11 protein-coding genes are annotated in these 13,760 nt (G+C 64.9%); 3 read left to right on the top strand and 8 right to left on the bottom strand.

All coding sequences use genetic code 11. The annotated features are described in order from the left end of the window. Positions 1–365 precede the first annotated feature (365 nt). Positions 366–1,052 (top strand): DedA family protein, encoded by a 687-nt coding sequence (locus ACYPXD_RS25785; RefSeq protein WP_459717799.1) that lies wholly within the window; start codon positions 366–368, stop codon positions 1,050–1,052. A gap of 139 nt (positions 1,053–1,191) precedes the next feature. On the opposite strand, the gene ACYPXD_RS25780 is transcribed toward ACYPXD_RS25785, so the two are convergent. The 8 genes from ACYPXD_RS25780 to ACYPXD_RS25745 form a co-directional block, all read right to left on the bottom strand. Beyond that, positions 1,192–2,007, bottom strand: a complete 816-nt coding sequence (locus ACYPXD_RS25780) for a mechanosensitive ion channel family protein (RefSeq protein WP_459717794.1) — start codon at positions 2,005–2,007, stop codon at positions 1,192–1,194. A gap of 289 nt (positions 2,008–2,296) precedes the next feature. Further along, a complete protein-coding gene (locus tag ACYPXD_RS25775) occupies positions 2,297–2,641 on the bottom strand; it encodes a hypothetical protein (protein ID WP_459717791.1) in 345 nt (114 codons plus the stop codon). A gap of 290 nt (positions 2,642–2,931) precedes the next feature. Next, on the bottom strand, positions 2,932–4,464 hold the full coding sequence (locus ACYPXD_RS25770) for an MFS transporter (protein ID WP_459717788.1): 1,533 nt from the start codon (positions 4,462–4,464) through the stop codon (positions 2,932–2,934). Between the two features lie 122 nt (positions 4,465–4,586). Next, positions 4,587–5,378, bottom strand: a complete 792-nt coding sequence (locus ACYPXD_RS25765; RefSeq protein ID WP_459717784.1) for a class I SAM-dependent methyltransferase — start codon at positions 5,376–5,378, stop codon at positions 4,587–4,589. A gap of 39 nt (positions 5,379–5,417) precedes the next feature. Continuing rightward, the gene (tcuC, locus tag ACYPXD_RS25760) at positions 5,418–6,743 is read right to left on the bottom strand and encodes a tricarballylate/proton symporter TcuC (RefSeq protein WP_459717781.1); all 1,326 of its coding nucleotides are present in this window, start codon (positions 6,741–6,743) and stop codon (positions 5,418–5,420) included. Positions 6,744–6,864: 121 nt separating this feature from the next. Then, a complete protein-coding gene (gene tcuB / locus ACYPXD_RS25755; protein ID WP_459717778.1) occupies positions 6,865–8,091 on the bottom strand; it encodes a tricarballylate utilization 4Fe-4S protein TcuB in 1,227 nt (408 codons plus the stop codon). Next, entirely contained in the window at positions 8,078–9,529 is a 1,452-nt protein-coding gene (tcuA, locus tag ACYPXD_RS25750; protein WP_459717775.1) for an FAD-dependent tricarballylate dehydrogenase TcuA, read from the bottom strand. Before tcuA ends, tcuB begins: the two co-directional genes overlap by 14 nt. Before the next feature lie 155 nt (positions 9,530–9,684). Next, a complete protein-coding gene (locus tag ACYPXD_RS25745) occupies positions 9,685–10,605 on the bottom strand; it encodes a LysR family transcriptional regulator (protein ID WP_459717772.1) in 921 nt (306 codons plus the stop codon). Positions 10,606–10,825: 220 nt separating this feature from the next. Between ACYPXD_RS25745 and ACYPXD_RS25740 the strand changes: the two genes are divergently transcribed. Both ACYPXD_RS25740 and ACYPXD_RS25735 read left to right on the top strand, forming a co-directional pair. Continuing rightward, positions 10,826–12,277: an MFS transporter gene (locus ACYPXD_RS25740; RefSeq protein WP_459717769.1), complete on the top strand. Its 1,452-nt coding sequence runs from the start codon at positions 10,826–10,828 to the stop codon at positions 12,275–12,277. 67 nt (positions 12,278–12,344) lie between these two features. Next, positions 12,345–13,733, top strand: a complete 1,389-nt coding sequence (locus tag ACYPXD_RS25735) for an MmgE/PrpD family protein (RefSeq protein WP_459717766.1) — start codon at positions 12,345–12,347, stop codon at positions 13,731–13,733. Positions 13,734–13,760: the final 27 nt, after the last annotated feature.

Raw genomic sequence — 13,760 nt, 5'->3', positions numbered from 1 at the left:
GCTCGCCGCTTTCTCATCGCCGCGCTTTCTCACGGGTTCTCGCGCCAGGGGCCGCCCATAATTTCTTAATATTGAAGGCGGCACTTTCGGTATCATGGCGCGGTCGCAACTCCGGCCCGGGCGGGTTTTGCCGTTTTGTGCTAAGCGCCGCGATGCATATGGCAGTGTCACATTGAGCGCCGGCAATGAGCGGGCAATGAGCACCGTACCGGGCACCGTGTCGGGTGCATCAGGTGCCTCCAGGTGCATCGGATGCTGCTGCGACCGATGGTGCATGTGCGCCCCTTCGCGTGCGCTTTTCGTCGGACTACAAGCGTGCTGGGCGGCACGCGCCTGGCTATTCACGCTCTTAAGAGGATGTCTTTTTGGATACGCTGCTGCATTTCGTCAACCTCGTCCTGCACATCGACGCCTTCCTCGGCGATTTCATTCGCCAGTACGGCGCATGGGTGTATGCGGTCCTCTTTCTGATCGTGTTTTGCGAAACGGGTCTGGTCGTCCTGCCGTTTCTGCCCGGCGATTCGCTGCTTTTTATCGGCGGCGCGTTCGCGGCGAGCGGCGCGATGAATATCGGCGTCCTGACCGTGCTGCTCGTCGTCGCGGCCGTGACCGGCAACACGGTCAACTACATGATCGGGCGCGCGATCGGCGTGCGGGTGTTCGATTCGCACATCCCTGTGCTCGAGCGGTTCCTCGATCGCGAGGCGCTGCGCAAGACGCACAACTTCTACGAAAAACACGGCGGCAAGACCATCGTGCTGGCGCGTTTCATCCCGGTCGTGCGGACCTTCGCGCCGTTTGTCGCGGGCGCATCGCAAATGACCGTGCGGCGCTTCCAGCTGTTCAACATCGCCGGCGCGTTGTTCTGGGTGTTGCTGCTCGTGCTGCTCGGCTATTTCTTCGGCAACATTCCGTTTATCCGCCAGTACCTGAACGTGATCGTGCTGGTCGGCATCGGCGCGGCGATCGTGCCGGTTGCATTGGGCGCGCTGTGGAAGGTGTTGCGACGACGCGCGCCGCAGACTTCCGCGCGCAAGACGGGCGGGCAGTGAAGGCTGTGAGCGCCTCGTCGGTCTGACGGGCAAGCATCGCGCGGTGAACCGCGCCGCAGCGGACTACGCATCAGGCAAGACAAAGGGCATCGCTTCGATTGCGATGCCCTTTTTGTTTGCGTGGCCGCCCGCGGTTTCGCTAGGAACTGGCCGTGCGCCGCACGAACGGCGTTTCCGGCGTCGGATAGCCGGCTTCCCTGAAGGTCTCGACGATGGCGCGGTTCGTGTCGAAATAGACCTGCCAGTAGTGGTCGGTATGCGTGTAAGGCCGCACGCACAGCATCGGCCCTTCGGGCGTGAACGACAGCACTTCGATATCGGGCGCGGGGTTCTCGGCCACATTCGGAATGCGCACCACGGCCGCGCGCAGCCGGTTCGTGGCATCGACCGGATCGACGCCGTTGGCGATTTTCGCGGTCAGTTCGACGCGGCGCACGGGCAGTGCGCTGTAGTTCGAGATCGTGTCGGAGAAGATCTTGTTGTTGCCGACGATGGTCGTGACGTTGTCGGGCGTGACGATCGTCGTGCCGAACAGCCCGAGTTCGCGCACCGTGCCGGTCACGCCACCCGCCGTGACATAATCGCCGACCTTGAACGGCCGCAGCACCTGCATGAACACGCCGGCCGCAAAATGCGCGAGCAGGCCGCCCCATGCGGTGCCGATGGCGAGACCGAGACCTGCGAGCAGCGCGGCAAACGAGGTGGTCTGCACGCCGAACACCTGCAGAATCGCGAGAATCAGCAGCAGATTCAGCAGCGCGCCGAGAATCGAACTGAGGTAATGCGCGAGTGTCGGGTCGACGCGGCTATTGCGTTCGAGAACCGCGCGCAGCAAGCGCGTGACGAGTCCGATGACCCAGCGCCCGATGATCCACAGGACGATCGCGGCCAGTACTTTGGTTCCGAAGTCGATGCCCCGGGTCATCAGGAAAACGCGTACGGTTTCAAGGTCCACGATGTCCTCGCGCGAGTCGGTTATGTTGTGCTTCGTTCGATCGACTGCAGCGTATGCGCGGTGCTGCGTGGCGCCAGCGTACGTTTGCGCCGCTGTTGCTCCGCGACCGCGTGGTTCCGCTGCACACGCTTCTGCCCGGGAAGGGAGGTACAGGGCATTGAGCGTGACGACTAGCGGGGCTCGTCCGCCCCGTAGTTCTCGGGAGTTATAGCCGAGCGCGCGGGCGTTAGCAAGCCGTATTCCCGCATTGCTGCGCATTGTTCATGCATAAGTCACGAATGGCGCTCGCCTATCGCGCCGCATTGATGCGCAATGCTTGAAAACGGCGTGAGCGCCGCTGCCGACGCAGCCGTGCGAAACAGAAACCGGCCGTGGCGGCGAGCCCGTACGCGCACGCGCGTCCGGCAAACGCGAGGGCGGTGCTGTACATGCCATAACGCGGCTGCGAATCGGAGAACACGAGGAAGGTCAGCGCGGCATCGAAGATCAGCGCGAAGATCGCGACGGTCACGAAGACGCGCACGCGGTCGAGCGACTCGTCCGGCCATAACCAGTTGACGGCGCAACAAACGGCCAGCACGAGCGCGAGCAGCACGACAATCCACAGCAGGTGAAAGAGAAGAAGCTCGAGCATCGATATCGGAGAGAAAAGCGCAAAGGAAAACGCAAAAAGCAAGTACGCAAAAACAGGCACGCAAAACATGCACGCAAAGCCCAACGCGTTGTCGAGCTTCGCTCCGTGTGTTGCACAGCTGTTGCAACTGCACGGAGCGAGGCGGCGCGCGATCATTGCATGCCTTTCTCTCTCAATAAATAGCGACGTGCGGGCATCCACGGGAAAAGCTTTGGAATGCAAAAAAGGCTCACCGGTTACCCGATGAGCCTTCTTCGTTACAGACAGTCTTCAGTGGTGATCGCGTCGTGTCAGCGTGCTGTCGATGTCGCTGCCGTTGTGCCCGTTGCGCCTGTCACGCCCGTCGCGAAATCTTCCGCATCGACGTCGTAGCCTGACGGTTCCCAGCGAATCGCAAGCAGGGCGACGAGCCCGCAAAGCGGCGCGGCCGCGATGATCCAGAACACGCGTGTGCCGAGTGCGGCGGCGAGTACCGGGAACAGGAACAGCGATACCGTCGAGCTTGCGCGCATCAAGGTCTGGTTGAAGCCGACGCCCACGCCGCGCAGCGACGTCGGATAGCTGAGCGAGGCGAAGGTCATGCTGTGCGAGCCGGGGCCGAAGCCCTGACCGAGCAGGAACGCGCCGAGCAGCGCGACCGCGATCGCCACCTGCACGCCGGCCGCCGGCTTGCCGACGATCGCGAGACCGACCAGCGCGGCGAGCTGGAACGTGTAACCGAGCACGGTGGGCTTCCACGCGCCGGTCTTCGGCACCGTTCGCACGGCGATCAGGCCGCCGACGAACGCGAAGGCGAGATTGAGCGCGAGCGAGGCGAGGATCGTCGTCAGCATCGATTGAGCGAGGAAGCTCGAGATAATCACCGGCAGACCGAATGCGACCGCGTTATACGCGAACGACGACGCCACGGCGATGACCGTCGCGAGCACGGTGCGCCTCAGATAGACGCCGCGCAGCAGCGTGCCGTAGTTGGCCCACGATGCGCGCCGCGGCGCGCTCCTCGATGCAGCGGGTGTCTGCATGGCATCTGGCGCGACCGCTGCGTCGATGCCGTACGAGCGCTTGAGGATTTTCGCCGCACCCGCAAGGTCGCCCTGATTGGCGGCCCACACCGGCGACTCGCTGATATAGCGGCTGCGGATCGCGATGATGATCAGCGCGGGCACGGCACCGAAGCCGAGAATCAGCCGCCATAGCAGAGGCTGGTGGCCGGCCGGCAGCATCGCGTAGAACGCGAGCACGAGCAGATACGACACGCTGATCGCCGCATACCAGACGGGGCACCACATCGCGACGCGCGCCGCCTTGTTGCCGCGCCCGCGCAGTCGCGAGAACTCGGCGAGAAACGCCATCGCGACCGGCAGATCGATGCCGACGCCCAGACCCATGACGAAACGCGCGCCGCCGAGCACCCATGCATTCGGCGCGAACGCGCAGGCGAGCGCGGCGACCACGAAGAAGAACATGTCCGCCATAAACACGCGGTAGCGGCCGATGCGGTCGGTGAGAAAGCCGCCGAGGCAGGCGCCGACAATCGCGCCGAACGTGATCGCCGAGGCGACGAAACCGGTGCCGGCCGGCGTCAGCGAGAATTCGCGCGCGACGTCCTTGAGGCCGAACGCGAGCGCACCGAGATCGTAGGCGTCGAGAAACACACCGCCGAGCGCGATCGCGACGACAATGCGCGCGTCGCTGCCGACGGCTGCGCCCTGGTTGACGAGACGGGAGACATCCGCGGCGGAGCGGATCAGCGCATGCGCAGGGGCGGCCGCCTGGGATTGGGCCGGCGCCGCGGCGCGTTCTGGAGCGAGGGAGGTAGACATGCGGCGAGCGCGCAAAAACGCGCAAAGCCGTGATGGTACGGGTGCCTTACAAAGCCCGGCAACGTTATTTTCGTTATTAGCTCATGCGCGACACCGTAATGGCGTTTGCCGCGAGGCCGCGTTCATCGCCGCGCAATCACCGCCGTCGACTCGACCCATTCGTCGAGCCAGCCGTCGCGCGCATGCGCGTCGAGCAGTTGCTTCAGGCGTTCCATCAGTTCATCGAGACGTTCGCCCAGATGCTTGCGCGATAAGCTCGACATCGAGAGCGGCCGCATCATCAGCGCGTCGACATGCACGCGGCGCCGCTCGATGACCGACACGCGCTCGATCGACGCAAACGCCGATTGCATGAGCACCGCTTCATGGCCGACCCAGTCGTCGGATTTGCGCCGCGCACGCGCGGGGTCGGCTTGTGCATACTGGTCGAGCAGGTTTCGGAAGTCGGCCATCCACGGCTCGCTTGCGTCTTCGGGCTGCGATGTGCCGAACAGCGCGACCGCGCCGCCCGGCCCGATCAGCGTCTCGAGGCGCCGCAACGTATCGGCGCGGTCCATCCAGTGAAACGCACGGCCGATCACGGCGAGCCGGAACTGCCCGATGTGGTCGGCCAGATCGTATGAGCTGCCGCGACGAAACACGATGTTCGGCGCGAGGCCCGCGCCCAGTTCCGACGCGATGCGCAGCATTTCGGGTTCCGGGTCGAGCGCGAGTCCATCGGCGACCCACGACGCGAATGCGATCGACAACTGACCCGGTCCGCAGCCGATATCGAGCAGGCGCTGCGTGCCGTCGAGCTCCGCGGCAAGCGCCACGCGCCGGATCAAACGCGGCGAATAGGCCGCGCGGCCGGTCAGATAGTGCGCGGCCGCCTGGCTGAAACGGTCGGGGACGAACGGAATCGGATCGGTCATGGGCCTGTCGCCTGTCGCCTGTTGCGTTGGCACGGCGGCTTAAGCCGCGTCCTTCAGCCGCTCCGCGGCGCCGCCCTTGCGATACAGAATGAGCGTGGCGATCAGTCCGCACACGGCCGCGAAGCTGAGCCAGTAACCGGGCGCGGCCTTGTCGTGCAGCGCCTGGATCAGGAACGTCGACACAGCCGGCGTGAAGCCGCCGAACAGCGCAGTGGCAAGACTGAATGCAAGCGAGAAGCCCGCGACGCGCACTTCGACCGGCATCACTTCCGTCAGCGCGGCGACCATCGCGCCGTTGTACGCGCCGAAGAAGAACGAGAACCACATCAGCACGATAAACATGCGGCCAAAGCTCGGCGCCGAAGCGAGCCACGATAGCGCCGGATACGCGGTGAAAATCGCGAGCACCGTGATCAGCAGCAGCAGCGGCTTGCGGCCGATACGGTCCGACACCGCGCCGCCGATCGGCAGCCAGATAAAGTTGCCGATGCCGACGCACAGCGTGACGATCAGGCTATCGGCCGTCGACAGCTTCAGCACGGTCTTGCCGAAGGTCGGCGTATAGACGGTGATCAGATAGAACGTCGTCGTCGTCATGGCGGTGAGCAGCATGCCGGCAATTACCGTCGTCCAGTTCGCGAGCATCGAGCGGAAGACTTCGCGTGCGCTCGGATGGTGTTTGCGTGCGGCGAACGCTTCGGTTTCCTGCAGCGAGCGGCGCAGCAAAAACAGGAACGGCACGATGATGCAGCCGATAAAGAACGGAATGCGCCAGCCCCATGCATGCAGCGTGTCGATGGGCATCCATGCGTTCAATGCGTAGCCGAGCAGCGCGGCGACGATAATCGCGACCTGCTGGCTGGCCGACTGCCAGCTCGTGTAAAAGCCTTTGCGGCCCGGCGTCGCCATTTCGGCGAGGTATACCGACACGCCGCCCAGTTCCGCGCCCGCCGAAAAGCCTTGCAGCAGGCGGCCGATCAGCACGAGCGCCGGTGCGAGCAGGCCGATCGTTTCATAGCCGGGCACGCACGCAATCAGAATCGTGCCGCTCGCCATCAGCGAGAGCGTGACGATCAGCCCTTTGCGGCGGCCCACTTCGTCGATATACGCGCCGAGCACGATCGCGCCCAGCGGACGCATCAGGAAGCCGGCGCCGAACACCGCGAAAGTCAGCATCAGCGACGCGAACTCGCTGCCGGTCGGGAAGAACACCTTCGAAATATAGGTGGCGTAGAAGCCGAACAGGAAGAAGTCGAACTGCTCGAGAAAGTTGCCGCTCGTGACGCGTAGCACGGCGGCCGCCTTCGACCGGGTAGTGTGCGCCGCGAGAGGCGTGGTGGTCGAGGACACGATGTTTGTCTCCATGGGTATTTCCGCAATGCGTAGTTTGAACCTTTGTTGCTTTGGTTTTCTTTCATTTCGAAAGGAATGTGGCCGGATTGAGGCCTTTTTGGGGGCCTCGAATCGGCGCGCCTCGTACGCTAACTCATTCCGAACCGAGCTTCAAACTATTCGCCTGTCTTTTTTCGATTGACGACTTGAGCAGTGCGGCACTGCGGAAAATGCCGTGCGCGAACTTGCCGTAAGGCAGCGTCGCGAAGAGCGCGAGCACGACCCCGAGGTGCACGGCGAGCAGCCACGCGAGCGCCGCCGTATCGCGCCACGCGAGCAAGGCGAGACCCGTCGCGCTCGTGAGCAGCAGCAGCGCGATAAAGCCGCGATCCATCGGCTTTTGTGCGGCGTCGCCGCGTGCCGGATCGCGCTGCACGTTGAGCCACAGCAAGCCGGCCGGTCCGATCAGAAGACCGATGCCGCCGAGCGTGCCGAGCAGCACCGGCACGCTCAGGAACGGATACGGCGCATGCAGATCGAGGAAATAGTGATAAAAGGTTGCGACGACCGTGGCGGCGAAACACAGCATGAAGCCGTAGAACGTGAAGTGGTGAAAGCGCCGCCGTGCGAGCGTGAAGCGGTCGTCGGCTTCGTTGCAGCCGTCGCCGTGGCCGCCGTCGAGATACTTGAGCGTCAGCGCGTGCTTCGTTGCTTCCGCAACTGCCCCGCTTGCGGTCGCACCCGATGCGGTTCCCGCCGCCACGTCTTTCCAGAAGCGCATCACGCCGATGCCAAGCGAGACGACGGCCAGCACGAACACGATGCCGAACAGCAACGCGAGCAGATTGTGCGGGAAGATCGCGTAGAAGTTGCCCGCGAGCGGCGCGCCGAAGAGCGGTCCTTTCATTACCACGCCGAGCACGAGGAAAAGCGCCAGGCCGAATGCCAGCGCGAGCGACAGCGTCAGGCCATTGCGTTTATACAGCGCGCCCATGAACGACGGCACGGCGTATTCGCTGTATGTGTCGAGACGCACCTTCGCCATCGCCCGCGGCACGTTGACCGCGAATTCATGCGGCGGCGCGTACTGGCATGCGTGATAGCACGCGCCGCAGTTATGGCACAGGTTCGCCAGGTAATTGATATCGGCCTTGCCGAACTCGAGGCGGCGCGTCATCGCGGGGAAGACCGCGCAAAACCCCTCGCAATAGCGGCACGCATTGCAGATCTGCATCTGCCGCGCGACCTCGGTTTCGTTTTCGGTGAGCGGCAGCACGCGGATGGTTCGCTGCGTCTGCCCGCCGCCCGCGCCGCGGTTCGTTTCCTCGCGGCCGGACGCCAGTTGCTGCGCATCGTGCGCGAGTGCTTCAAGCTTCTGCACGTTCTACTCCGGTTGATTCGCTTGCGGCGTCGGCCGTCCAGGCGGTGAGCGCGTGTCCCTGCGCGGCATGGGCCGCCTGTTTGCCCGCGATGCGGCCGAACGCGGTGCCGATCGACATGCCGACGCCCGCCGTATAGCCCTTGCCGAGAACATTGCCGGCCATCATCTCGCCGGCCACGAACAGGTTCTCGCTCGGCGTGCCGCCGAAATGCACCTGCGCGCGGTCGTTGACCTTGAGCCCGAGGTACGTGAACGTAATGCCCGGGCGCAGCGCGTAACCGTAGAACGGCGGCTTATCGAGAGGCAGCGCCCAGTGTGTCTTCGACGGCGTGAGGCCTTCGGTATGGCAGTCGTCAAGCTTCGTGTGGTCGAACGTGCCGGGCCGGCATGCCGCGTTGTACGCGTTGACGGTATCCATGAACGTGTCGACGGGCAGGCCCAGCGCGCGCGCGAGGTCAGCCAGCGTGTCGGCCTTGACACCCGGAAACACGGGCGGCATGAAGCGGCCAATTGCTTTCGAATCGATGATCGAATAGCCGATCTGTCCGGGCTGCTGCGCGACGAGCCGGCCCCAGATCGCGTAACGCTTCGGCCAGAAGTCTTCGCCTTCGTCGTAGAAGCGCTCGGCCTCGCGATTCACGACCACACCGAGCGACACGCAATCGATGCGTGTGCAGATGCCGCCGTCGTACAGCGGCGCGCGCGCGTCGATCGCCACGCAGTGAGACTGCGACGGATCGCCGATCGCGTCGGCGCGCGCTTCCTCGATCATGTGCTTGAGGAGCACGCCCATGTTGAAGCGCGTGCCGCGAATCAGGAAGTTATCGGCCGGCCATTCGCCGCGCTCGTTTTGCCCCCACGCTTCGCGCAGCCATTCGCGGTTCGATTCGAAGCCGCCGGCGGCCAGCACGCACGCGCGCGCTTCGAAACGCTGCTGGCCGCTTTTTGCGGCGACGAAGCGGCCGTTGTCGAGTTCGATCGAATCGACCGGCGTTTCGTAGCGGATCTGCACGCCGAGCGCTTCGGCGCTGCGGTAGTACGCGTTGACGAGCGCCTTGCCGCCGCCCATGAAAAATGCGTTGGTACGCGCGACATGCAGCGCGCCCGACAGCGGCGGCTGGAAGCGCACACCATGCCTGCGCATCCAGGGACGGCACGTCGACGACGCGCGAATCGTCAGGCGCGCCAGGTGTTCGTTCGTGATGCCGCCCGTCACCTTGAGCAGGTCCTGCCAGTACTCTTCTTCCGGGTACGCATCGACGAGCACGTCTTGCGGCGCGTCGTGCATGCAGCGCAGATTGCGCGTGTGCTGGGAATTGCCGCCGCGCCATTCGCGCGGCGCGGACTCGAGGAGCAGCACCGATGCGCCGGCTTCGCGCGCCATCAGCGCGGCGCACAACGCGGCATTGCCGCCCCCGATGACTAATACGTCGATCATGTGGGGAGTCTCCAGATATCGCCGCAATGTAGTCGGCGCGGTAAATTGCCGCAAGGCGCGCGCGCGCAATGGGTCTTCAGTTTTCGTGAAGACTTCCTGGACGATCGCTTCGGCGCCGTTCGCAGGAACCCGCTCAGTTACTGCTCAGTTACCGCTCAGCGCAGCCGCGCCCCCAGCCAGCGGCCTTCGCTGACCAGCGCACGCGCCGTGTCCGCCAGCACGACGCGCGCGGCAAGTCCGGCCGGCGACAGTTCGTCGTCCGAGACGCTGACCAGCAGATTCGGCCGCACCGCATCGGCGTCCGCGATCTGCACGCTTGCGAGCCCCGCGTATTCGGCGCGTGCCAGTGCCGCGCCCGGCTGGATGGTTGCGCCGAGGCCGCCGCGCACCGCATCCATCAGCATCGCCAGGCCATCCACTTCGGCGACGATGCGCGGCTCGTATTTCGCACGCTTGAACGATGCGGCGAGCGTCGTGCGCAAGCCGTGCGGGCCGCTCGGCAGGATCAGCGGCAGCGCGCCGAGCTTCGCCAGCCGCACGCGCTTCGTGGCCGGCATGCCGGGCAGGCCGCGCGCGCCGATCACGAACAGCCGCTCGTCGAGCAACGGCATCACGCTCCAGCGTTGCGCAGGTTCTTCGTGAAAGAGAATTGCAAGGTCGATCTGCCGCGCGCCGAGCATCGAGGCGAGATAGCCCGACAAGGTCTCGACGATGCGCAGTCGCACATCGGGGTAGCGCTCGCGCATGGCACGCATGAACGCGAGGCCGAGCACGCCGCTCGTGCTGGTCGCGAGGCCCACCGTGACGTGGCCCGACAGGCGTGCCTGGCGCGCGGCCAGCGCGGCGTCGTCGACGTGGCGCAGCGCAAGTTGCGCCTGGCGCCAGAACGCGAGCCCCGCGTCGGTCGGCACGGCGCCGCCGGACGTGCGCTGCAGCAGGCGCGTCGCGAGTTCGCTTTCGAGGCGGCTGATCTGCTGGCTCAGCGCGGACGTGACGATGCCGAGTTCGAGCGCCGCCTTGCCCATGCTGCCGTGCTCGACGACGCTGACGAAATACCGCAACTGACGCAATTCCATTTCTTTCCCCGCCTGGGTAGCCGTTGAGCGGCATTGTCCGGAGTGGGGTCGGAAAACGCAAATTTGAGCAAATGCGGGGCCGATGCGGGCAAACCCGGCCACAGTTGGAACGTGCGTCTATCTGCTTGACTGATTGTATGACAGGAATATAATCATCTCGAAACGAGATTCATCCGGTTTCAGCGGCCATCCACAGCAGAGCAGAGCGGAGACACTCAGCATGCGTGATTCATCGACGATCGGCTTACGCCTCGACGGGTTGCCGCTGTCCGGTTTTCATTGGCGTCTGCTGGGCCTGATCGCGGCCGGCATGTACTTCGATTCGTTCGACATCTATATTGCGGGCACCGTGCTCGCCGCGCTGATCCATAGCGGCGAATCGACGTTGAAGCTCAATGCCACCTTCGTATCCGTCACCTTCATCGGGATGATGGCGGGCGCATGGCTGTCGGGTGTGCTCGGCGACCGTTTCGGCCGCCGCTTCTCGTATCAGATCAATCTCGGCATTTACGGCTTTGCGTCGATTGCCGCGGCGCTCACACCGTCGATTGACTGGCTCATTTTCTTCCGGCTTGTCATGGGGCTCGGCATGGGGGCGGAAATCGTCGTCGGTTACGCGACGCTTTCCGAATTCATTCCGGCCGTGTGGCGCGGCCGCTTTGGCACGATCCTGAACCTGATCATCAATACCTCGCTGTTTCTGTCGACGTTCCTCGGCTGGCTGATCGTTCCGCACTACGGCTGGCGCTGGATGTTTGCGATTGCCGGCTGCGGCGCGCTCGTCGTGTGGTTGCTGCGCAAGTCGATGCCCGAGTCGCCGCGCTGGCTTGCCGCGCGCGGCAGAAGCGACGAAGCGGAAGCGATCGTGGCGCGCATCGAGACCGCCTGCGGCGTCGACCCGGTGGCGTCGAGAGAATCGGCGCGAGCGGCTGTGCGGCGGGCAGCAGTTCAGGTAGCACGACAGGCGGCGCAGGGCACGACGAATGTCGCAGCGGCGAGCGCGGCGCGCCTTTCCGAACTCTTCTCCCGCCGGCTGCTGACGCGCACGATCACCGCCATCACGGTGCTTGTCGCGCTGTTTATCGTGAACTATGCGTTTGTCAGCTGGATTCCGACTTTCCTCGTCAAACAGGGGCACAGCATTTCGAACTCGCTCGGCCTCACCGCGGCGATGTTCGCGGGCGGCCCGGTCGGCTCATTGATCGCGTTTGCGCTGGCCGAGCGCGTGGGACGCAAATGGGGCATCGTCGTGTTCTCGCTGGTCTGCGTGGCGTTCGGCGTCGCGTATCCGTTCGCGCAAACGGCGGCGGCGATCACGCTGCTCGGCTTTGCGATTACCGCATGCATTTATGTGCTGTCTTCGTTCAGCGTCGCGAGCTATGTCCCCGAGCTGTTTCCCACCGAATTGCGTTTGCGCGGCTCGGGTCTGGCGAACACGGTCGGACGCGCGGTCAGCATCGTCGTGCCGTATGGCGTTGCGGCGGCATTCGCGGGTTTTGGCATTAGCGGTGTGATCGGGTTGATTGTCGGCACATTGTTATTGCAGGCGCTGATTGTCGGCGTGCTTGGCGCGGAGACGAAAAACCGTTCGCTCGAAGCGATTGCCGCCGAAACCGGCGATGGCGCGCATGCAGCGGACGAACGCGCGGCGGCCGCGATCAGCAGCCGCTAGCCGATTCATCCTGCTCTCGCCACGCAAGCGAAACCAACCCTGGTGTTCTTCGAAGGAACGATAGCCGATGCAGCCACGCACGACCTCCGCGCAAGAACCGCTTACGCCGACGCGGCAGCTCGCGCAATTCGTCGAGCGCACGCGCTGGGACGATATCCCCGAAGCGGTGCGGCACGAGGCGAAGCGCTCGCTCGTCAATTATTTCGCCGTCGCCTTCGCCGGCTGTGCCGATCCGTCGATCGAGAAAGCCGTGAGCGTCTATCGCCGCTTTCGCGCCGGTGACCACGCGAGCCTGATCGGCCGCGCCGAGCGCACCGATGTGCTGAATGCGGCCGCGCTCAATGCGATGACCGCCAACGTGCACGATTTCGACGATACGCATCTGCCGACCATCATCCACCCAACCGCGCCGGTTGCCGCGCCGCTGTTCGCGCTTGGCGAAAGCTCGAACAGCGGCACGAGCATGAGCGGGCAGGCGCTGCTGCTCGCTTTCGTGCTCGGCGTCGAGATCGAATGCCGGATCGGCAACGCGGGGTCGCCGTCACACTATCAGCGCGGCTGGCACATTACGTCGACGTGCGGCGTATTCGGCGCGGCAGCAGCGGCGGCAAAGGTACTGAACCTCGATGCCGGTCAGACCGCGCACGCATTGGGCCACGCGTCCGCACAGGCGGGCGGACTCGTCGAAACGCTCGGCACGATGGCGAAAAGCGTCAGTGTCGGCAATGCGGCGCGCAACGGCATGTTGTCGGCGCTGCTCGCTGGCGAGGGCTTGAGCGGACCGGCGCGGCCGATCGAAGGCGAGCGCGGCTTTCTGCGCGTGTGCTCCGATCGACCCGATTTCACGGCGCTTACCGCGGGGCTCGGCCGCGACTGGGCCTTGCAGGCCAACACGTATAAGCCGTACCCATGCGGCGTCGTGCTGAATCCCGTCATCGAAGCCTGCCTCGAGCTGGCGCGCAACCGGCACTGGTCGCTTGCCGATATCGAACGCGTCGAACTGCTCGGTCATCCGCTGCTGCGCGAACGCACCGACCGGCCCGGCATTCGCAGCGGCCGCGAAGCACAGGTCAGCGCGCAGCATAGCGTGGCGGTGGTGCTGTCGACAGGCCGCGCGGGTCTTGCCGAATTCAGCGACGAAAGCGCGGCGGACCCGGCCGTGCGCGCGTTCGCGGGTCGCGTCGCATTCGTCGACGATCAGCGCTTTCCGGTCGAAGCCGCGCGCGTCACGGTGCTGCTGCGCTCGGGCGAGAGCGTGTCGCGCACGGTGAGCGCCGCACGCGGCAGCCTCGCCGTGCCGCTTTCCGACGCCGAGCTCGACACCAAGCTGAGCGAGCTCGCCGCGTATGGCGCGCCGCATGTCGACACGCGACGCTTGCTCGATACCTTGTGGACCCTCGATACCGCCCCCGACGCCGCGGCGCCGATGTATATCGCGCGTGCCGAACCGGGTTAGAAAAAGAGACCGGTTGCCTTGTACGGT

The organism is Paraburkholderia sp. 2C (assembly GCF_054589215.1).
Note: the sequence above shows the minus strand (reverse complement) of the source record. Positions and strands in the feature narration are given on the sequence as shown.

Excerpts from the sequence above, each read along its gene's own strand:
- tcuA (WP_459717775.1), bottom strand. The coding sequence starts at position 9,529 with ATGATCGACGTATTAGTCATCGGGGGCGGCAATGCCGCGTTGTGCGCC.
- ACYPXD_RS25745 (WP_459717772.1), bottom strand. The coding sequence starts at position 10,605 with ATGGAATTGCGTCAGTTGCGGTATTTCGTCAGCGTCGTCGAGCACGGC.
- ACYPXD_RS25775 (WP_459717791.1), bottom strand. The coding sequence starts at position 2,641 with ATGCTCGAGCTTCTTCTCTTTCACCTGCTGTGGATTGTCGTGCTGCTC.
- ACYPXD_RS25735 (WP_459717766.1), top strand. The coding sequence starts at position 12,345 with ATGCAGCCACGCACGACCTCCGCGCAAGAACCGCTTACGCCGACGCGG.
- ACYPXD_RS25765 (WP_459717784.1), bottom strand. The coding sequence starts at position 5,378 with ATGACCGATCCGATTCCGTTCGTCCCCGACCGTTTCAGCCAGGCGGCC.
- tcuC (WP_459717781.1), bottom strand. The coding sequence starts at position 6,743 with ATGGAGACAAACATCGTGTCCTCGACCACCACGCCTCTCGCGGCGCAC.
- ACYPXD_RS25770 (WP_459717788.1), bottom strand. The coding sequence starts at position 4,464 with ATGTCTACCTCCCTCGCTCCAGAACGCGCCGCGGCGCCGGCCCAATCC.
- ACYPXD_RS25740 (WP_459717769.1), top strand. The coding sequence starts at position 10,826 with ATGCGTGATTCATCGACGATCGGCTTACGCCTCGACGGGTTGCCGCTG.